Annotated in this window: 17 protein-coding genes; 12 read left to right on the top strand and 5 right to left on the bottom strand. The window is 72.2% G+C overall.

Translation table 11 applies throughout. From position 1 onward, the window contains the following. The first annotated feature begins 37 nt into the window (after window positions 1-37). Window positions 38-769, top strand: a complete 732-nt coding sequence (locus ACWDS7_RS01545) for an SDR family NAD(P)-dependent oxidoreductase (RefSeq protein ID WP_451927630.1) — start codon at window positions 38-40, stop codon at window positions 767-769. Window positions 770-946: 177 nt separating this feature from the next. Next, window positions 947-1,444, top strand: a complete 498-nt coding sequence (locus tag ACWDS7_RS01540; RefSeq protein WP_451927629.1) for a hypothetical protein — start codon at window positions 947-949, stop codon at window positions 1,442-1,444. A gap of 1,371 nt (window positions 1,445-2,815) precedes the next feature. Here ACWDS7_RS01540 and ACWDS7_RS01535 read toward each other — a convergent pair. Next, window positions 2,816-3,952, bottom strand: a complete 1,137-nt coding sequence (locus tag ACWDS7_RS01535; protein ID WP_451927628.1) for an FAD-dependent monooxygenase — start codon at window positions 3,950-3,952, stop codon at window positions 2,816-2,818. A 297-nt stretch (window positions 3,953-4,249) separates the two neighbouring features. Here ACWDS7_RS01535 and ACWDS7_RS01530 point away from each other — a divergent pair, with 297 nt between their 5' ends. Further along, window positions 4,250-5,350 (top strand): TetR/AcrR family transcriptional regulator C-terminal domain-containing protein, encoded by a 1,101-nt coding sequence (locus ACWDS7_RS01530; protein ID WP_451927627.1) that lies wholly within the window; start codon window positions 4,250-4,252, stop codon window positions 5,348-5,350. Window positions 5,351-5,433: 83 nt separating this feature from the next. On the opposite strand, the gene ACWDS7_RS01525 is transcribed toward ACWDS7_RS01530, so the two are convergent. Further along, the gene (locus ACWDS7_RS01525; RefSeq protein WP_451927626.1) at window positions 5,434-5,703 is read right to left on the bottom strand and encodes a DUF1876 domain-containing protein; all 270 of its coding nucleotides are present in this window, start codon (window positions 5,701-5,703) and stop codon (window positions 5,434-5,436) included. Window positions 5,704-6,282: 579 nt separating this feature from the next. Between ACWDS7_RS01525 and ACWDS7_RS01520 the strand changes: the two genes are divergently transcribed. The 3 genes from ACWDS7_RS01520 (at window position 6,283) to ACWDS7_RS01510 (ending at window position 8,710) form a co-directional block, all read left to right on the top strand. Next, window positions 6,283-7,446, top strand: a complete 1,164-nt coding sequence (locus ACWDS7_RS01520; RefSeq protein WP_451927625.1) for a glycerophosphodiester phosphodiesterase — start codon at window positions 6,283-6,285, stop codon at window positions 7,444-7,446. Between the two features lie 335 nt (window positions 7,447-7,781). Continuing rightward, on the top strand, window positions 7,782-8,324 hold the full coding sequence (locus tag ACWDS7_RS01515) for a DUF5994 family protein (protein WP_451927624.1): 543 nt from the start codon (window positions 7,782-7,784) through the stop codon (window positions 8,322-8,324). After that, entirely contained in the window at window positions 8,321-8,710 is a 390-nt protein-coding gene (locus tag ACWDS7_RS01510; RefSeq protein WP_451927623.1) for an STAS domain-containing protein, read from the top strand. Before ACWDS7_RS01515 ends, ACWDS7_RS01510 begins: the two co-directional genes overlap by 4 nt. A 56-nt stretch (window positions 8,711-8,766) precedes the next feature. Here the strand turns inward: ACWDS7_RS01510 and ACWDS7_RS01505 are convergent, their stop codons facing one another. Then, window positions 8,767-9,255, bottom strand: coding sequence for a MarR family winged helix-turn-helix transcriptional regulator (locus ACWDS7_RS01505; protein WP_306859701.1), 489 nt, complete (start codon window positions 9,253-9,255; stop codon window positions 8,767-8,769). Window positions 9,256-9,484: 229 nt separating this feature from the next. Between ACWDS7_RS01505 and ACWDS7_RS01500 the strand changes: the two genes are divergently transcribed. The 5 genes from ACWDS7_RS01500 (at window position 9,485) to ACWDS7_RS01480 (ending at window position 15,302) form a co-directional block, all read left to right on the top strand. Continuing rightward, complete coding sequence (locus ACWDS7_RS01500; protein WP_451927622.1) at window positions 9,485-10,951, top strand: MFS transporter; 1,467 nt, start codon at window positions 9,485-9,487, stop codon at window positions 10,949-10,951. Between the two features lie 34 nt (window positions 10,952-10,985). Further along, window positions 10,986-11,768, top strand: coding sequence for a class I SAM-dependent methyltransferase (locus ACWDS7_RS01495; protein ID WP_306859697.1), 783 nt, complete (start codon window positions 10,986-10,988; stop codon window positions 11,766-11,768). 211 nt (window positions 11,769-11,979) lie between these two features. Then, the gene (locus ACWDS7_RS01490) at window positions 11,980-12,915 is read left to right on the top strand and encodes a hypothetical protein (RefSeq protein ID WP_306859695.1); all 936 of its coding nucleotides are present in this window, start codon (window positions 11,980-11,982) and stop codon (window positions 12,913-12,915) included. A gap of 12 nt (window positions 12,916-12,927) precedes the next feature. Further along, window positions 12,928-13,812 carry a class F sortase gene (locus tag ACWDS7_RS01485; protein WP_306859693.1) on the top strand — a complete coding sequence of 295 codons (885 nt, stop codon included), beginning with the start codon at window positions 12,928-12,930 and terminating at the stop codon, window positions 13,810-13,812. A 23-nt stretch (window positions 13,813-13,835) separates the two neighbouring features. Then, window positions 13,836-15,302: a DUF2079 domain-containing protein gene (locus ACWDS7_RS01480; RefSeq protein ID WP_451927621.1), complete on the top strand. Its 1,467-nt coding sequence runs from the start codon at window positions 13,836-13,838 to the stop codon at window positions 15,300-15,302. 36 nt (window positions 15,303-15,338) lie between these two features. Here ACWDS7_RS01480 and ACWDS7_RS01475 read toward each other — a convergent pair whose 3' ends face one another. Continuing rightward, entirely contained in the window at window positions 15,339-17,402 is a 2,064-nt protein-coding gene (locus ACWDS7_RS01475) for a phosphocholine-specific phospholipase C (RefSeq protein WP_451927620.1), read from the bottom strand. Window positions 17,403-17,672: 270 nt separating this feature from the next. On the opposite strand from ACWDS7_RS01475, the gene ACWDS7_RS01470 reads away from it, so the two are divergent. After that, window positions 17,673-18,818 (top strand): acetyl-CoA C-acetyltransferase, encoded by a 1,146-nt coding sequence (locus ACWDS7_RS01470; protein WP_451927619.1) that lies wholly within the window; start codon window positions 17,673-17,675, stop codon window positions 18,816-18,818. A gap of 198 nt (window positions 18,819-19,016) precedes the next feature. Here the strand turns inward: ACWDS7_RS01470 and ACWDS7_RS01465 are convergent, their stop codons facing one another. After that, a complete protein-coding gene (locus tag ACWDS7_RS01465; protein WP_306859685.1) occupies window positions 19,017-19,193 on the bottom strand; it encodes a hypothetical protein in 177 nt (58 codons plus the stop codon). Window positions 19,194-19,408 lie beyond the last annotated feature (215 nt).

Here is a 19,408-nt window from a genome sequence, read left to right as displayed (position 1 = left end):
GAATCAGTTCCGCTTACCTGGCCAGATGGAGGCAGGCATGACAGGCAAGGTCGCACTCGTCACGGGTGGGAGCCGCGGGATCGGGGCCGCGATCGCCCGGCGCCTGGCGGCGGACGGCACGGACGTGGTCATCACGTACGCGAGCGCGGCCCACCGCGCCGCCGCGGTGGTCAAGGAGATCGAAGCCGCAGGCGCCCGCGGCGTCGCCGTCGCCGCCCAGGCCACCGACGCCGCCGCGCTGGCCGGCGCGGTCGAGCGCACCGTCGCGGAGCTGGGACGGCTCGACATCCTCGTCAACAACGCCGGCACAGCCCCCTACGGACCGCTGGAGGAGGTGACACTGGAGGAGGTCGACCGGACGCTGGCGATCCACGCGCGCGCGTCCTTCCTGCTCGCCCAGGCCGTCGCCCGCCATATGACCGCGGGAGGCAGGATCGTCACCATCGGCAGCAGCCTGGCCGAGCGGGTGCCCTATCCGGGCTGGACGCTCTACGCGATGAGCAAGTCGGCGCTGATCGGCCTCACCAAGGGACTGGCGCGCGACCTCGGCCCTCGCGGCATCACCGCCAACCTCGTCCACCCCGGCTCGACCGACACGGAGATGAACCCCGCCGACGGCCCCGGAGCCGACGAGGAGCGCGGCTACACGGCGCTGGACCGCTACTGCAGCCCCGACGACATCGCCGCCACCGTCGCGCACCTGGTGGGAGAGGGCGGCCGCAACATCACCGGCGCGTCCGTCACCGTCGACGCCGGCACGACCGCGTAACCGCCGCGGCCGGGCTGCTGCTCATGGGCGCCGCACTGCTGGAAATCGTCCGGGCCACGGCGCCGGAGCGCCGGTAGGGCCCTCCCTACTCCGGATCAGGGTGCGGACGGGCATGTCCCGGCCCGCCGCGCGAGAAAGACTCGGGGCATACCCGATCCCCCGTCCGGAGGTACCTTCATGGCAACGCAGCAGCACGCACCGCAGACCCTGAACAGCCCGCCGGCCGTCCCTGCGGCCGTCAAGACCGCCTCGGCGCTCTGGCTCACCGCCGTCGGCGCCGGCGCCTTCGAGGCCGCCCTGGCCGTCACCGGCGCGCTGGTCAGCGGGTCGGCGTCGTTCGCCGACCTCGCCGGGGGGCTGGGGTTCCGGCTGGCGGTCTTCGCGGCGGCGATCTTCATGGCCGTCCGCCTGCGGCAGGGCCGCGGCTGGGCCCGTATCGCCCTCGCCCTGTCTCTCGGCATCTTCGGCACCATCTCCCTGGTGATCGAGCCGATCCGGTGGCTGCTCGACGGGAACTCGCTCGGTCAGGCCGTCGCGGAGGCCGACGCGATGTCGTTCGTGTTCGCCGGGAGCCGGATCGTGCACCTCGTGGCCGTCCTGGGTGCCATGGCGATGATGTTCGCCCCGGCGGCGAACGACTATTTCCGCGGCACGCCCCGCCTGCCGCGCGCGTGACACGGCTCCAGCCGCGTGACCGATGCCCCCGGGGGCGTCGACGGCCCGGGCGACCTCCCCGGCGATGCCGGCGCGGGCCGGGCGGGACCGTTCGACGGAGCGCACACCCGCTGGTCGGGACGCGAGCGCGGTGCTCGTGACCTGGGCGGCTCTGATCTATGATCGTTATCTGCCCGGCCAACCCGGGTAGAGAGAGCTCTGTAGAAGCGGACCCCCCGACAGATCGGAAAGCGGGGGTGTGCGCAGATGAGCGTCGTACGGGCCGGTGTGATGGCCGTACTCATAGGGGTGGCGGCGATCGGCGCCGTCCAGCATTCGAAGCCGACGTCCAACCGGTCCCCGAGCTGGGTGGTCAAGCGGCCGGGGAACTCGACCGCCAAGCGGCATGTGGCCTGGACGGTCAGGCAGCCGGAACCGGCTGCCGACCGGCACCGGGGCCGGGCGTTCGGGCGGACCGACGGGCCGCGGGCCCGGCACTACCGGGGGCATCGGGCCGAGCGGCCCGACGGGCCGATACCCCGGCGCTACCGGGGGTCGAGGGTCGAGCGGCCTGAGGGGCTGATGCCCCGGCAGTACCGGGGGTCGAGGGTCGAGCGGCCTGAGGGCCCGATACCCAGGCGCTACCGGGGGTCGAGGGCCGAGCGGCCCGACGGGCCGATGCCCCGGCGCTACCGGGGGTCGGGCGTCGAGCGGCCTGACGGCCTGGATCCCAGGCGGTATCGGGGACCGGCGTACGGAGGGTCCGCCGCCAGGCAGCCGGAGGAGGGGACGATCGGGCGGCACCGGGGGCTCCGAGGCGAGCGGGCCGACGGCCTGGGACCCGGACGCTACCGTGATCCGGGACTCGGCCGGCCGGGCGGCCCGGATTCCCGGCGGTACCGGGACCTGAGGGGCGAGCGGGCCGACGGCCCGGGTCCCCGGCGCTACCGGGGAGCGGGCGCGGGCCGGCAGGATGGCTGGTCGACCGAGCGGCCCCGAGGCTGGAGCGCCAAGCGGCTGGGTGAGTGGTTGAACGGGCATCCCAGGCAGAGAACGTCCGACGTCCAGATCATCCGCCCCGGGGTGGCACCGGACCAGGAAGGACCGGCAGGCAGCGGACAAATAGGCGGCGGACCGGCAGACAGCGGACAAGCAGGCAGCGGACCGGCAGGCAGCGGACCGGCCGCAAGGTGATCGGGCGACGCTGATCCGGCGTCGGCGGTCCGGCGATCGGCGGCCAGAGGACAACCGGCCAGAGGACGACAGAGGTGTCCAGGAGGGCCCGGCCGTACCTTCGGCCTGGCCGTACCGCCGGGTCGTGTGCGAGGCCGGGGCCTCCGGCCTCGCACGGGCGCGCCCCGGGGCCGGGCGCGCCGGGGCGGGCCGTGTCCGTCAGCTCCGGTAGTCCTTGAGCGTGATGGCGTTGGACAGCTCCCGGATGTCCGGCATCGGACGGCTCTGGTCCTTCTGCCACTCGCTCACCCGCAGCGCGAAATCCTGGTTCAGCCCGGCGAACTCCCGCATCTCCTCCTCGTAGCGGGCCAGCCCCACCCGGTGGTCCCCGCCCGCCGCCAGGAGCTCTCCGGCCAGGACGTAGGCGCCGACCAGGGCGAGGGTCGTGCCCTGACCCGACAGCGGAGAGCCGCAGTAACCCGCGTCCCCGACCAGTGAGACCCGTCCGTTGGACCAGCTGTCCATGCGGATCTGGCTCATGGAGTCGAAGTGGAAGTCGGGCGCCTCCCACATGGCCTTCAGCAGCCTGGCGGTCTCCCAGCCGTCGTCGGCGAAGCGTTCGGCCACGATCTGCTTGTGCCGGGTGATGTCGCGGTAGTCGTAGTCCAGCCGTGGCGACTCGAAACCGAGGACCGCCCTGGCCTCGGTGTTGTTCCGCGCGCTGTAGAGGCCGGACATCTTCCCCGGGGTCCGGTGGAACACCTGCCAGTGGTCCAGATCCAGGAAGTTGTCGGTGGTGAAGACCGACAGGTAGGTGTCCAGGTGGCGGATGAACCGGGACTCCTCGCCGAAGGCCAGCGCGCGCACGTTGGAGTGCAGGCCGTCGGCGCCGACGACGAGTCCGAAGGTGCGCGGTGCGCCCCGCTCGAAGGTGACCCGCACCCCGTCGTCGTCCTGCGCGAGGGAGGTGATCGAGTCGCCGAAGAGGTATTCGACGCCGTCACGGGTGGCCTCGTAGAGGATGCCGGCCAGGTCGTCGCGGAGGATCTCCACGTCCTCGCTGCCGACCTCGCCGCCGGTCAGGGTCTCCTCGGTGGTGCTGTGCAGCACCTCGCCGGCGCTGTCGACGAAGGACATCCCGCGCATCGCGGCGTCCATCCGCCGGATGTCGGCCAGCAGCCCCATCCGCTCGACGACGCCGAGCGCCGCGCCGCGGATGTCGACCGCCTGACCTCCGGGGCGGAGCCGGGGGGCCTTCTCCACGACGGTGGGATTGAAGCCGTGGCGGCGCAGCCAGTAGGCCAGCGCGGGCCCGGCGATGCTCGCACCGGAAACGAGGATGTCGTGGTCTCTCATGGGGACTCCTGGCGGATGTCGAGGGGAGGGGATGCGGCCGACCGGTGACGGCCCCGCCGGCTACGCCGTACACAACTGAATGTACGACGTACGCACACGGTTGGGCAACTCTGTATGGCCGTTGAGCACGGGTTTTCCGGAGACTTTCGGGAAATTCTGCACTAGTACAGCGAGTGGGGCGCCCGTCCGTGGTGATCCGCCGGGCCGCCGCCGTCCCTGGTCATCGAGGGATTCGGCTACCCTCGGGGCAGGCCCGCCTGTACTAGTACAGGACGCTCCACCGGACGGAAGGCGATCGTGAACCGGCCCGCTGCCCAGCCTGATCCCCCCTACCTGAGGATCGTCACCGAGATCCGCCGCCGCATCGCGGCCGGTGAGCTCCGTGCCGGCGACCGGGTGCCCTCGACCCGGCAGGTCGCCCGGGAGTGGGGCGTGGCGATCGCGACCGCCACCAAGGCCCTGACCATCCTGCGCCAGGAGGGAGCTGTTCAGGCGGTGCCCCGCGTCGGCACCGTGGTGGCCGGGCCCGGATCCCCGCCCGGGCCGCGCCGCGAGCCCCCGCCCGGGCCACAGCCCGGGGCCGGGTCCGGATCACAGCCCGGGGCCGGGTCCGGATCGCATCCCGGGGCCGGGTCCGGATCGCATCCCGGGTCCGGGCCGCGCTCCGCGCCCCGTCCGGCGCCGTCCCGGCCGGCCGGCCCGCGCCGTACGGCCCACGATCCCGATCAAGGGCTGACCCGGGAGCGCATCGCCCGCGCCGCGATCGGCATCGCCGACACCGAGGGGCTGGACGCCCTGTCCATGCGCGGCGTCGCGGCCAAGCTCGATGTCGCCACCATGTCGCTGTACCGCCACATACGGGACAAGGAAGATCTCGTCCTGCTGATGATCGACGCGGCGTGCGGTGAGATCCGGTATCCGGAGGAGCCGCCCACGGGGTGGCGGGCGCGCCTCGAACTGGTGGCGCGGCTGCTGTGGTCCACCTACCGGCGGCACCCGTGGCTGGCGCAGGCCGGCTCGGTGACCCGGCCGCTGCCGCTGCCCAACCTGATGGCCTACGCCGAATGGACGATGAGCGCGGTGGACGGCCTCGGCCTCGACGCGGAGACCATGCTCAACGTGCACGTCCTGCTCTACAGCTACGTCCGGGGAATCGCCGTGAACCTGGAGTCGGAGGCCCAGGCCGAAGCGGACACCGGCGTCACCGGAGACGAATGGATGGACACCCAGGAGCCCGTCCTCTCCGGGCAACTCGCCTCGGGGGCTCTGCCGACGTTCTCCAGGGTCGTCGCGGACCTGGAGGACGGGTACGACCTCGATCTCGACGCGATCTTCGAGCTCGGCCTGCGGGCGATGCTCGACGGCCTCGGCGTGCTGATCCAGAACTCCGGGCGGTGAGACGGGCCTGGTGGTCCCGTCCGTCCCGAGGCCGGGTCAGGGCCCCCGCCAGAGCCGGCGGGGGCCCTGGGACGGGCGAGGGCTCACCATGTTCTGGGCGCGTGCCCAGCCATCTGGGCGACGTCCTCCGCGCCTTCCCGCATCAGCTTGCCGGCCAGGTCGGACAGGGCACGTCCGGCGGCCAGCTCGTCGCCGATCGACGGAACAGGCTGGTCGTCCGGGTTACGCCGGGCGTGCGCGACGCATTCCCGTTTCCTGCCGTCCGCCGTCATCAGCACGGCCTTGGCGGTGGTGACGGCGTCGGCGTCGTCCTCGCTGATGAATATCTGTACAGTCCATTCCTTTGATTCCATTACCAACACCTCCCATTTCAAGACTGCGCCTCTGTCGGCGTTACCGGAAGGGTCCTTGGACCCGGCATTGTGGGGTTTTGCCGCCCAAGGCCCGACAGAAGGGGAAATCCCCGCCCGCCGTACGGCTCCGCACGCGCCCGGACGGGGTCGCTGTCGGCGGAGGTGTTCTCCATCGGGTTCGACCACGGCCCGCGGCCGGACGGCGCCTCGTACGCGTGCCTGATCCTGCCCGGCACGGCGCGGACGGGCTCACGCTGATCCGGGAGCGGTAGCCCGCCGGGCCTTCCTGGCTCGGCCGATCGTTAGCCGTTCAGCCGCTCAGGGTAGAACTGTTTGTACCAGTGTGCCCCCCGCGAAGTAGGAACGTGGGGGTGTACCCGGGTGGTCGGGAAAATGTCGCTCAATGTCCTCGCCGTGATCGTAGGAGGAGTGACGCTCCTCGCCCTCCACCCCACAGGCCCGGCTCGACCGGCCGGCTCTATCCGCCCCGTGAGCCCGGTTCAGGCCGCGGGCCCGGTTCAGGCCGCGGGCCCGGTCCGCCACGCGGGGACGGCTCAGCCCGCAGGCCCGATGCGGCCCGTGAGCCTGGTCGGACCGGTGAGCTCGGCCCGGTCGTCAGGGGGAGTCCGGTCCGCCGGTACGGCCCGCTCCGCCCGCAGGGCCCGGCCCCCGAAACCGGCGGTGCCCACCCCCGGCCGGTCCGCGGGCGCGTCCGCCCGGCACGGGCGCGGCGCCCGGACGCCGATCGTCGTCGCGCACCGCGGAGCCAGCGCCTTCCGGCCCGAGCACACGCTCCTGTCCTACGAGGTCGCCATCCAGATGGGCGCCGACTACATCGAGCCGGACCTGGTCTCCACCAAGGACCACGTGCTGGTCTCCCGGCACGAGAACGAGCTCTCGGCGACCACCGACGTCGCCGACCACTTCGAGTTCGCCGCCCGCAGGACGACCAAGACCATCAACGGCGGCCAGGTGACCGGCTGGTTCACCGAGGACTTCACCCTCGCCGAGCTGCGCACCCTCCGTGCCAGGGAGCGCTTCCCCAAGCGGCGGCCGGGCAACGCGGCATACGACGGGCAAGCGCAGATCCCGACATTGGAGGAGATCGTCAAGCTCGCGCAGAAACACGGCGTGGGCATCTACCCCGAGATCAAATATCCGACCTACTTCGCCTCGATCGGGCTGCCGATCGAGGAGCCGCTGCTGGAGGTCCTCCGGCGGTACGGCTGGGACGAGGCGTGCGACCCGGTGTTCATCCAGTCCTTCGAGACGAGCAACCTCAAGCGGCTCCGGGCCCTCACGCGGCTGCGGCTGATCCAGCTCATCGGATCGGGGAGCGGCGCGCCGTACGATCTGGTCGACGTCGACAACGCTCTCACCTGCGACGAGCTCGTCACTTCGGAAGGGCTGCGGCAGATCGCCACCTACGCCGACGGCATCGGCGTGACCACCACGCGGATCGTGCCGGTCGGACCCGACGGGAGGACGGATCCGCCCACCTCGCTCGTCCGGGACGCCCACCGTTACGGTCTCCAGGTCCACGTCTCGACGATCCGCGACGAGAACGCCAAGCTCCCGGCGGAGTACCGGCGGGGCCGTCCCGGCGGTTCGGCCTACCGCCGGGCCGTCGGGGACGTGACGGGCTGGTTGAAGCGGCTGTACCGGCTCCGGGTGGACGGGGTGTTCGCCGACAACCCCGGGGTGGCGCGTGTGACGCGAGACCGCATGTTCGGAGGGGACTGACCGTCCGGGCCGGCCGTCCGGAGGGTCCAGCCGTCCGGAGGGGCAGGCGGCCTCACCCGGGTCGGTGCCGTCAGGGCCTCGCGGGAGCCGCCGGGGATGTTCGCCGCGGTCGCGGCCGGGGCGGGGAGGGCGCACGCCGGCGGCCTCCCCGCCCGCGTGCGACCGGTGCCCGACGCGGGCGTGATGAGGGAGGACTCCCTGATGTCGGCGATGAGACCGTCCGGAGGAGTAGTCTGGGGAGACCGAGGACATTCCGCACGTTGGCATCCAGGTCGGCGTCGCCCAAGGCGATACACAACTTCGGTCCTTCCCGGCCCGAGTCAGGCCGATCGATCATGACGCCGAAACTTCTCTCCCGGATCGCGCCCCCTGTGGCCGCCGTCCCCATGACCACCTCCTCCGCGGTACGCCTCAGCCTGGACCTCGTGCCCGGCCACCGGGGTCTCGTGGACGGGGCATGGTGGCCGTATTCGCGGAACGCCGGCGTGGAGCTGCCCGGCCTCATCGCGGCGGTGGATCGGCTGCTGGGCCGTACCGTCCTGCGCGTGAGTCTGCACGCGGACGTCTGGGACGGCGTCCCGCGCCGCATCCCGGCCCGTGGCCGCCAGGTCGAGGTGGGCCCGTCACGGAGTGCCGACCACCGCCTGATCAGGCTGTCCGTAGCGGGCATGGAGCACGTCGACCTGCTGGTGATCCCGTCCGGCACCGCGTGCGTCCCGGCCATGGACGCCCTGGAGCTGGCCGTCACCTGTGCCGGCCGCCTACGTCCGATCGACATCCTCACCGCCGTTCACGATCCTGTCCCGGCCGGATCCCCGTGCGCGGGAGCCCATGCTCCGGCCGAGGTCTCATTCCTTCTTCGATCGGAGATCCCATGACTGTCCTTCAGAACCGGGCCGACGGAACGGTGCTCCGGCCCGCCCGCCCGTCCGTCACCATCGTCAAGCTGTGCGGTGAGATCGACATCTTCACCAGCCACTCCCTGCGCGAACGCCTGATCGGCGCGGTGCGGTCCAGCGTGGGCCCGCTCATCCTCGACCTGTCCAAGGTGTCCTTCCGCGACGTGTCCGGGCTGGCCGCGCTGGTCGGCGTCCAGCGTCGCGCCAGAGCTCGCGGTATCGCCCTCTACCTGGCCGAGCCCAGCTCCCAGACGGCCGAGCTGCTCCGGCTGACCGGCCTGGAGCGCGTTCTCATGATCTACCGGGGCATCCCGGGCAAGCCCGGAACGCCCAGGCTCCCGCGGCAGGTGCGGAGGGGAGACTGAGGCCCCGGCCACATGAACGGCCCCGGGGGAAGTGAACGGCCCCGGGGGAAGCGGATCTACGCCCGCGACTGGCGGGCCCGCCGTACCGGCCGCTCGCTCACCATCGGGGTGGCCAGGTGCCCGTTGAGGAGCCGTTCGAGGGCGCCGACGAAGGGGGCGCGCTCGTCGGCCGGGAGCGCCGCGAGCACGTCGGCGTGGACACGGTCGGAGATCGCCGTCCCCTCGGCCACGATCCGCCGGCCCTCCTCGGTGACCGAGATGATGCGGGCCCGGCGGTCGGTGCTGGACGGCCGGCGCTCGGCAAGCCCGGCCTTCTCCAGCTCGTCCACCGTCACCACCATCGTGGTCTTGTCGAGGTCGGAGATCTCGGCGAGCTGGATCTGCGTCCGCTCGGCCTCCATCGCGTGGAACAGGACGCAGTAGCCGCGCGGCGTGATCCCGAGCTCGGCCAGGGCCGCCGTCATCTGGGTCGCCAGCACGTGGCCGGTGTGCGTCAGCAGCATGCTCAGATCCGGGACGGTGCGGGACGGCGCGCTCGTGGTCATGCGGTGAGTATACCAAGATAGTTCTACTACGGGATTATCTATAAGTAGAGATATTCGGTGGGACGGGGCCCGAAAAAGGCTGGGCCGGGCGGACGGGCCGGAGGTAGAGTCGGCTTCATGACCTGGCGACATTGATCCATCACCAGAGGTCGACAGGGGACCCGTTGTCGCGGGCCGCCGGAGATGCCGAGCATCCCGAGCCCGCACAGTCCCCCGTCGGAAAGACCTCATGATGATCTCTCTTCTCCGTGGACCGGACAGGCGCGCGGAGCGCCTGGCCGCGACGCTCTACGGTTACACCTTCCTCGACGATCTCATCCTGCTCTACCCGGTCTACGCGCTGCTGTTCGTCGACACCGGCCTGTCGACCGCCGAGATCTCCTCGCTGTTCGTGATCTGGTCGGTCACCTCCCTGGTGATGGAGGTCCCCTCCGGAGTGTGGGCCGACGCCGTCTCGCGGCGGCTGCTCCTCGTCGTGGCGCCGCTGCTGTCGGCCGTGGGCTACGCCCTGTGGGTCATCGCCCCCTCCTACTGGGCGTTCGCCGCGGGCTTCGTGCTCTGGGGCACCTCGGGAGCGCTGCAGTCGGGCGCCATGGAGGCGCTGGTCTACACCGAGCTCGAACGTCTGGACGCCGCCGGCCGCTACGCCACGATCATGGGCCGTGCCCGCGCGCTCAGCACCGGCGCCGTCATGGTGGCCACGGCGCTGGCCGCCCCCGCGCTGGCGGTGGGCGGCTACCCGCTGCTCGGCGCGGCCAGCGTCCTGGCCTGCGTGCTCTGCGCGGCCGTGGCGACGACCTTCCCCGAACACCGCGGGCAGAGCCCGGAGGAGTCGTCGCCGGAGGAGGCGTCGTCGGGCTCCTACACGGACATCCTGCGGGACGGCGTGCGGGAGATGCGCTCCAGCCGGCCGGTACGGCGGGCGGTGCTGCTGGTGATCGCGGTGACGGCGCTCTGGGGCGCGCTGGACGAGTACGTCCCCCTGCTGGCGGCCGGCACCGGTGTCGCCGAGTACGCCGTACCGCTCCTGGTGCTCCTCGTCTCCGCCGGAGGCGCGCTCGGCGGCCTGCTCGCGGCCGCCGGTAGGCGTGGCACCGACCGGGCGATCGCGGTGATCCTCGCCGTCGGGGCGCTGGCGCTCGGCGCGGGGGCGATCAGCGGGGTCCCGGCGGGCTTCGCCGTGATCGCGGTGGCCTTCTGTCTCTTCCAGATGGCGACCGTGCTGGTCGACGCGCGGCTGCAGGACCGCATCACCGGCCCGGCCCGGGCCACCGTGACCTCGCTGGCCGGGCTGGGCACAGATGTGACCTGCATCGCCTTCTTCGGCTGTTATGCCGCCGCCTCCGCGGTGACCGGGCACAGCGTGATCTTCGCCGTGTCCGCCGTGCCGTACCTCGTCCTCGCCCTCGTGCTCGCCCTGGCCGCGGGCGGCCGGTCGCGGCCCGGCGGCGGGCGGCGCCGGGAGCGGCGGCCGTCCGGCGAGCGGAACGTGACAGCCCATCACCCGGTCCCCGCCCACCCGGCACCCGCCCATCCGGCCCCTGCTCACCCGGCATCCGGCCATCCGGCGTCCGCTCACCCGGCACCTGCTCACCCGGCCCCCGCCCATCCGGCGTCCGCCCACCCGACACCCGCGCACGTGCCGCCGGTTCACCCGGCACCCGGTCACGTGCCGCCGGCCGGCCGCACTCCGTGAGCGCCGGCGCGGACCGCGGGGGTACCGTGAGCCGGTGAGCGGTTCACCCACCTTCGACGACGTCGACCCCGAGACCCTCGCGCGGCGGGCGTCCTCGTTCGGCGGCCAGGCGGCCGCGTACGCGAGAGAGCGGCCCGACTACCCCGACGACGCCGTGCTGTGGGCTCTCGGGCCCGTCCGGGAGCGCGCGCCGCTGCGCGTCCTCGACCTGGGCGCCGGCACCGGGAAGCTGACCGGGGTGCTGCTGCGGCATGTCGCCGACGTCGTCGCGGTGGAGCCCGACGCGGCCATGCTCGCCCAGCTCCGCGACCGGCTGCCCGGGGTCCGGGCGCTGCCCGGCACGGCGGAGGAGATCCCGCTGGCGGACGGGGCGGTCGACGCGATCCTGGTCGGGCAGGCCATGCACTGGTTCGACCTCGACCGGGCCCTCCCCGAGATGGCCCGGGTCCTGGCGCCGGGCGGGGTGCTGGCCGGGCTGTGGAACCTCGACGACGACCGGGTCCCGTGGGTGAGCGGCCTGAAGCGGGTGGCCGCCAGCACGGTGTCGTTCAGGCGGTGGCGGCCCGCCGCGGCCTTCCTGCCGGGGCCGCACTTCGGCGCGGGCGAGCGGGCCGAGTTCGCGCACGGCCAGCGCCGGACCGCGGAGTCGATGGCGGCGACGATCGCCACCCACTCCCACGTGCTGACCCTCCCGGAGACCGAGCGTGCCGAGCTGCTGGCCCGGGTCCTCGACTACCTGCGCGCCACCCCCGAGACGGCGGGCGGCGAGTTCGAGCTCCCGATCACCACCGTGGTGGTCCGCGCGCCGCGCGGGTAGCGGGCAGCCGCCCGTCGCGCCCGGATGGCGCGGGGCCGCGGCCGGGCCCCGCGACCGGCAGCGGTGAGACGGGGAGGAATTTATGCCCGTTTTGCCGAGTTACGTGCATATCTCAGTCTCTGTTCATAGGATCTATGCCGGACCGTGACCATCGCCTGGAATCGTGGACGCCCGCCCAGAGCGCTCAACTGTTCCGAAATGGAGAGAGACTGTGCTGAAGTCCAAGACGCGCCGCCGCGTCGCGGTCAAGACAGCCGCCATCGCAGCAGTGGGTGGAGGAATCTTCTTCGGCGCTGTCCCGGCGATCGCCTCCATGACGGCGGCCCCGAAGACCGTCACCTACACCTGCACGGCCTCCTCCGCCGCCACCGGGAATCTCACCTACAAGCTCCAGATGGACATCACGGGCCCGCTGGCGCCGACGCCCAGCTCCGCCGTCGTGGCGACCTGGGCGATCCGGCAGCCCGCCGCCTCGCCGTTCCTCACCGCCCCCTCGGCCATCGCCGCGACCGAGCGCCTCGTGATCGACGGTGACGCGCTCGTCACCAGCAACCCCTCGATCGTCCCCTCCGAGCTCCGGACGGTCGGAGCCACCGCCGCCGCCGTCGCGGCGACGGCGGGTGCCCAACTGCAGGTGCCCCCCGTGCTGATCACGGTGACCCCGACTGCGACCGGTGTCATCGCGGTCCAGCCGGCCTCCTTCGACCTCTACCTGGAGCCGGCCTCCGGGCCGGGCGGCGGCGGCACGGGCGGCACCCTCTACGCGTGCGACGTCGCGTCCACGGCCTCGGCCGAGGCGAGCGCCGCGGCGCTGCTGATCACGGTCAAGCCGTCGGGCACCTCGACCGGCACGGGCACGCCGAGCCCCACCCCCACGAACACGGGCACCGGCACGCCGACCCCCACCCCGACGCAGACGAGCACCCCGGCGCCGGTCGTCACCGTCACCAGGACCAAGACGTCCAAGCCCGTCAAGCCCCCCAAGACCCGGCAGATCGACGAGACCCCCGGAGGAGGCGCCTCCACCGGAGGCGGCGGGGAGGCCGGGCCGGACGCCCGGATGATCGTCATCAGCGGCGCGCTGATGGTGGCCGGCGCGGCGGTCGGCGGCCTGGTGCTGCGGCGCCGTACGGCGGCCAGAGGCTGACCGGGGTGCCGGATGACCAGCCCGACGCCTGACGGCAGGCCGCCGAGGCCCCCCGCCCCGGGCGGGGGGCGGCAGGGGCGTCCCCACGGGCCCGTGCCGCCGTACGGGCGCGGGCCGGTCCGCCCGCCCTACCCGCCGCAGCCCGGATACCAGCAGTACGGCCGGCCGTACGAGGAGTGGCCCGACGGCCGGATCGACGGCGGCCGGGTGCTGCGGTCGGTGCTGATCCTGGCGGGGGTCGCCGGGGTGATCACCGTGCTGGTGGGCCTGCTCTACATGGTGGCGGCGCCCGAGCAGTACGGCCTGGCCGACCAGCGCACCACGCTGCCGCCCCGCAGCCAGATGAACGCCACCGCCCCCGCGGACCCCTACTTCCAGGCGCCCGCGACCGTGCCGCCGCCGCAGCCGAGCATCCCGGCGGCCCCCGCCATGCAACCTTCGACCCCGGTCCGCCTGGTCATCGAACGGCTCGGCGTCAACGCGCCGATCAGGTCGGTGGGGCTCGACAGGCAGGGCGCGATCGAGGTGCCGCCGGTCGGCAACCCCAACCTGGTCGGCTGGTACCGCTCGGGGCCCACGGCCGGGGAGGCCGGGCCGGCAATCATGCTGGGGCACAAGGACACGAAGTCGGGCAGCGCGGTCTTCAGCCGCCTCGACGAGATCCGCAACGGCGACGTCATCGAGGTGCACCGCAAGGACGGCGTCATCGCGGTCTTCACCGTAGGAGGTCTCGAACAGGCCGAGAAGTCGGTCTTCCCGACTCAGCGGGTGTACGGCGAGTCGCCCAACCCCCAGCTCCACCTGATCACCTGCGGCGGCACCTACGACCGCACGACCGGCCACTACACCGACAACGTCATCGCCTACGCGACGATGACGGGCACCCGCAGGGAATGAGCGCCGCCGCTCCGTCTGGTGCCGTGCCTTCCCTGAGAGCCCGCGGCGCCGCGTCCCTGAGAGCCCTCGCCACCGCGGAGACCGTGTGGCGGCGGCGGCACGGGCTGGTGCTGGGCGCGCTCGTGGCGCTGGCCACGGCGGTCTACTCGCTGCTCGGCCTGGTCAAGCTCGCGACCTTCCGGGCCACCGTCTTCGACCTGGTCATCTTCGACCAGGCCGTGCGCGGCTACGCGGGCTTCGGGGCGCCCGTCGTGCCCTCGGTCGGCATGCAGTACGGCGCCGGGATGGACTTCCTCCAGCTCGCCGACCACTTCTCGCCGATCCTGGCCCTGCTGGCCCCGCTGTACTGGCTGCACGACGGGCCGCAGACGCTGATCGTCACCCAGGCGGTGCTGTTCGCGCTGGCCGCGGTCCCCATCTGGCACTACGCCGAGCGCCGTCTCGGCGCGCGCCCGGCCCACCTGGTCGCGCTGGCCTACACGGTGTCGTGGCCGGTCGCGCAGGCCGCCGGGTTCGACTTCCACGAGGCGGCCTTCGTCCCGCTGCTGAGCGCGATCATGATCGAGCGCTCCGACGCCGGCCGGCCGGTCCCGGCGGTGCTCGCCGCCGCCGGGCTGCTGCTGGTCAAGGAGGACATGGGCCTGCTGCTCGTCGGCTTCGGGACGTATCTGCTCCTCACCCGGCGGCTGCTCGCGGGAGCCGCCGTCATCCTCTTCGCGCTGGGCGCGCTCATGATGATCCGCGGCGTGCTGATGCCGGCGGCGGGGGCCAGCGCCACGGGTTTCCACTGGGCCTACGGCGCCTGGGGTGCGGATCTCGGCCAGGTGGCGCTGGCCCTCCTGCGGGATCCGCTGGGCGCGCTGGCGCAGTTCGTCAGCCCGATGGTCAAGGTCAACACCCTGGCCTTCCTGCTGTGGCCGATGGCGCTGACCGCGCTGCTGTCGCCGCTGACGCTGGTGGCGGTCCCGCTCGTCCTGGAGCGGTTCCTGGCCGACCGGCCGCAGTGGTGGGGGCCGGAGCACCACTACAACGCCTTCATCGTCGCCGTCCTCGTCTGCGCCGGGGTGGACGGGGCGGACCGGCTCGCCGGACGGTTCCGGGGCCGGCGCCTGGTCACGCACTGGGCGGTCGCGGTCTGCGTGATCGGCCTCACCCTCGTGCCGCGCTTCGAGCTCGGCAAGCTCCTGGACCCGGCCTTCTACGAGGGCGATCCGCACGTCGCGGCGGCGCGCGAGGCCGTGGCCAGGGTCCCGGACGGGGTGGTCGTCGAGGCGGCCAACAACGTCGGCCCCGCGCTCACCGAGCGGACGACGGTGCTGCTGTGGGGGCCCCAGGCCCACGGCGCACCCTGGATCGTGGCCGACGTGGCGCGGTGGACCTATCCGTTCGGCGATTACGGCATGCAGCAGCAGCGGGTCGACGAGGCGCTGCGGAGCGGTTACCGCAAGGTGTTCGAGCGTGACGGCTACGTCGTGCTGAACCGGCCGTGACGGAGGTCACGGCCGGTTCAGCGGAGCCGTTCGAGGTCAGCCCGTGACGCTCGGGCGGCCGTTCTCGACGTGGCCCATCAGGCGGCGGGCGTAGGAGGGGTCGTCGTCGCAGGTGATCTGGACGTCGTACCAGCCCTGCGACTCCTCCACCGGCCAGATGACCTGCCGGTACTGGCCCGCGCGCAGCGGCACGGTCTGCTCCTTGTCGCCGTAGGCGTTGGCCCGCACCTTCAGGGTCAGCGAGTGGTCGCCGAGGTTGGTGATCTCGATCCGGACCTTCCGGGGATCGATGTCGATCACCTGCTGGACCTGGACCCGGGCGGCCTTGCCGGCCAGGGACCCGGCGAACTCGCGGCGGAAGCCGTTCGGGCCGGTCAGGGTCAGGTCGTAGCGGTCCTTCACCTCGACGGTGCGGGTGGTGACGCCCAGGACGTCGAGGTGGCGCGGGTGGTCGAACTCGCCCGCGTAGGGGTAGAGCGCCAGGTGCGCGCTGTCGCGGCCGGTGTTGGCCAGGGTCAGCTCCAGCGTGGAGCCGAGCAGCCGGGCCCAGGAGTTCAGCTGGTACGGCAGCGGCCGGGCCGGGCGGGTTCCCTCCTCCTGGACCGGCATCCGCTGCTCGGCCGGAGGCGACGGCCGCCAGCGTCCGGTGAAGGCCGGGACCGGCGCGGGCCGGGCGGGGGACGGTCGGGGACCGGCGGCGGTGAAGTCGAAAGCGGAGGTCAGGTCGCCGGAGACCGTGCGCCGCCACGGGGAGACGTCGGGGAAGCGGACCCCGAGCCAGGTCTCCAGGAACCGCACGGTCGAGGAGTGGTCGAAGATCTGGGAGCAGACGTATCCGCCGACGGTCCACGGCGAGATGATCGTCATGGGTACCCGGATGCCCAGCCCGATCGGTTTGCCGTCGTAGAACTCCGCGGTCTGCTCGGCGGGCGGCAGCGGCGGCGGCACGTGGTCGAAGAAGCCGTCGTTCTCGTCGTAGGTGATGAACAGCGCGGTCGACTGCCACACCTCGGGAGTGGAGGCGATCGCGTCGAGGATGTCGTAGGTGATCTGCGCGCTCTGGATCGGCGACGACGCCGAGGGGTGCTCGGAGTCGGCCGCCGACGGCACGATGTAGCTCACCTCGGGCAGCTTCCCGGCCTCGACGTCGGCCCGGAAGGCCTGTGCCAGCGTCTTGGACGGCACCCGGCGCAGCGCCCGGTCGAACAGCGACCGCTCCTGCGGGGTGAGCTGCGCGACGCCCTCCTCCAGACGGGCGAGCAGTTCCCGGCGCTGCGGCTCCGGCGCCGACCGGACCGCGCGGTAGAAGGAGTGCATGCTCTTGTAGTCACCGCGCAGCGCCTTGCGGGCGATCTGCCGGAAGCGGGTGAAGAACTCCAGGTTGTTGTCCTCGTAGTTGTCCCACTCGTGGTAGACCCGCCACGACCTCCCGGCCGCCTCCAGGATCTCCCCGGCGTTCGTCCAGGAGTAGCCCGCGTGGGTGTCCTGGCTGTAGGCGGCGTTGTCGATGGCCCGCTTGGTGGTCCCGGGCTCGTAGCCGGTGTGCCCGCTGACGTGGTAGTTCCGGTTCGGGCTGGTGGAGGACAGCACCGAGCAGAAGTAGTGGTCGCAGACGGTGAAGGTGTCGGCCAGCTCGTACTGGAGCGGGATGTCCTGCCGCTCGTAGTGCGTCATCGTGGCCGGGGACTTGGCCGGGATCCAGCCGTTGTGCCAGCCCTTGGCCGCCGCCGCTTGGCCGTCGTTCCAGCCGTGCGCCAGGTCGGAGATCCACTGGAGGTCCTTGCCGACGAGCCCCGCGGCCTCCCGGACCGAGAAGGGCAGCACGCTTCCGCCGGTCGAGGGCTGCTCGAAGACCGGTTTGCCGTCCGGGAGCCGGATCGCGTTGCGGTCGCCGTACCCCCGCACGCCGCGCAGCGTGCCGAAGTAGTGGTCGAACGAGCGGTTCTCCTGCATGAGGAAGACGACGTGCTTGATCGCGGACAGGCCACCGGGTGGTACCGCCATCGCCATCGCCCGGTGGACCGAGGGGGGCAGCAGCGAGCCCGCCAGTACTCCTGCGCCGGCCGCGAGGAACCGCCGGCGGGAGGGGCCTTCGGACATGGGGGATTTCCTTTCGAAGGGGATCCCGGAAGGCTTTCAACGGCAGGAAACCAGACCTTTACCGGCAGATGTCGAATAGGTGACGCGAATACGGATTCACGCCCACGGGGTATGAAAAGCCCTATCCGGGACTGCCGGAAGCCGCCGTCCCGTGGGTCGGGCGGTGTGTCCGACCGTGTTCAACCGGCCGTCCCGAGCACGACACGGACAAAGGTTCTGTTGTAATCTCCTCATAACCGAACAATGCTCGGTTCATAAGCAGGAGGCACTGTGGCAGAGGCGTACATCGTCGGGGCGGTCCGCACCCCGGTCGGTAAGAAGAAGGGTGGGCTGTCCACCGTCCACCCCACCGATCTGGCCGCGCACACCCTCAGGGCGCTCATCGAGCGCACGGGTGTCGACCCGTCCGCGGTGGAAGACGTGATCATGGGCTGCGTCATGCAGTTCGGCCCGCAGAGCATGGACATCGCGCGCAACGCGTGGCTGTCGGCCGGCCTGCCGGAGAACGTCGCCGGTGTGACCATCGACCGTCAGTGCGGCTCCTCCCAGCAGTCCATCCACTTCGCGGCCCAGGGCGTGCTGTCCGGTACCCAGGACCTCGTGGTGGCCGCCGGGGTCGAGTCCATGAGCATCGTGCCGATGGGGTCGTCGATCACCGCCGCGCTGGAGAAGGGCATGCCCTTCCCGTTCGGGGACATGTGGGTCGAGCGGTACGGCAAGCAGGAGATCTCCCAGTTCCGCGGCGCCGAGCTCATGTGCGAGAAGTGGGGCCTCGAACGCGAGGAGCTGGAGCGCTTCGCCTACGAGAGCCACCAGCGGGCGGCCAAGGCCGTGGCGAACGGCTACTTCAAGGACCAGATCGCCCCGGTCAACGGCGTCGAGGACGACGAGGGCCCGCGCGCGGACACCACCCTGGAGAAGATGGCGTCGCTGAAGACGCTGCGGGACGGCGGCCGGATCACCGCGGCCACCTCGTCGCAGATCTCCGACGGCTCCGGGGCGCTCCTGATCGCCTCCGAGCAGGCGGTCCGCGATCACGGCCTGACTCCTCGGGCCCGCATCGTCACCCTGGCGCTCACCGGGGACGACCCGGTCTACATGCTGACCGCGCCGATCCCGGCCACCCAGAAGGCGCTGAAGAGGTCCGGCCTGTCGATCGACGACATCGACGTCACCGAGATCAACGAGGCGTTCGCCCCGGTCCCGATGGCGTGGATCAAGGACATCGGCGCCGACCCCGCCAAGGTCAACCCCAACGGCGGCGCGATCGCCCTGGGCCACCCGCTCGGCGGGACCGGCGCGATCCTGATGACCAAGCTCCTGCACGAGCTGGAGCGGACCGGCGGCAGGTACGGCCTGCAGACGATGTGCGAGGGCGGCGGCCAGGCCAACGTCACCATCATCGAGCGGCTCTGAGCGGCTCCGCGCCGAGCGTCCGGCGCCGAGCGTCCGGCGCCGAGCGGCTCCGGTGGGGCTGAGGCTCCGGTAAGGCTGACTCCGGTAAGGCTGGGGGGAGAACGTCGGACCGAGCTGGGCGCAGCGCCCGGCTCCGAGCCGGGCGCTGCACGAGACGGACGCCCCGCCCCGGGAGACCGGGGCGGGGCGTCCGCCGTCTCAGCGTCCGCCCTTGCCGGGGATCCGGCGCGGCTGCTGGGTCGGCCTCATCGGCAGGTGCGGCATCGGCATGTGCCGCGGCGCCGCCGCCGGAGGCAGGTTCCGCTCGGGCAGCGGAGTGCGGGTCTTGGTGGTCTTGTTCTTGCCACCGCGCTTTTGGCCGGCGTGAATTCGCATATGGACTCCTTGAGGATGATGACGACGCGGTCGATGCCGTGCCGGAGACTCAGCTGCCGCGTCAGACGTACGGGGCCAGAGGGCTGAGTGTGCGGGCGGATCAGTCGGAACTGATCGACGCCGGCTCTTAGGAGTTGATCCACATGCGATCGACCGTACGGCGGCCGCCCCGGGCGGCGCAACCATTTAATCCCGGCTGATCCCGGCTGATCCCG

Source organism: Streptosporangium sp. NPDC003464 (genome assembly GCF_053588315.1).
The sequence above is the reverse complement of the archived record's forward strand: the minus strand, read 5'-3'. Positions and strand labels throughout refer to the sequence as shown.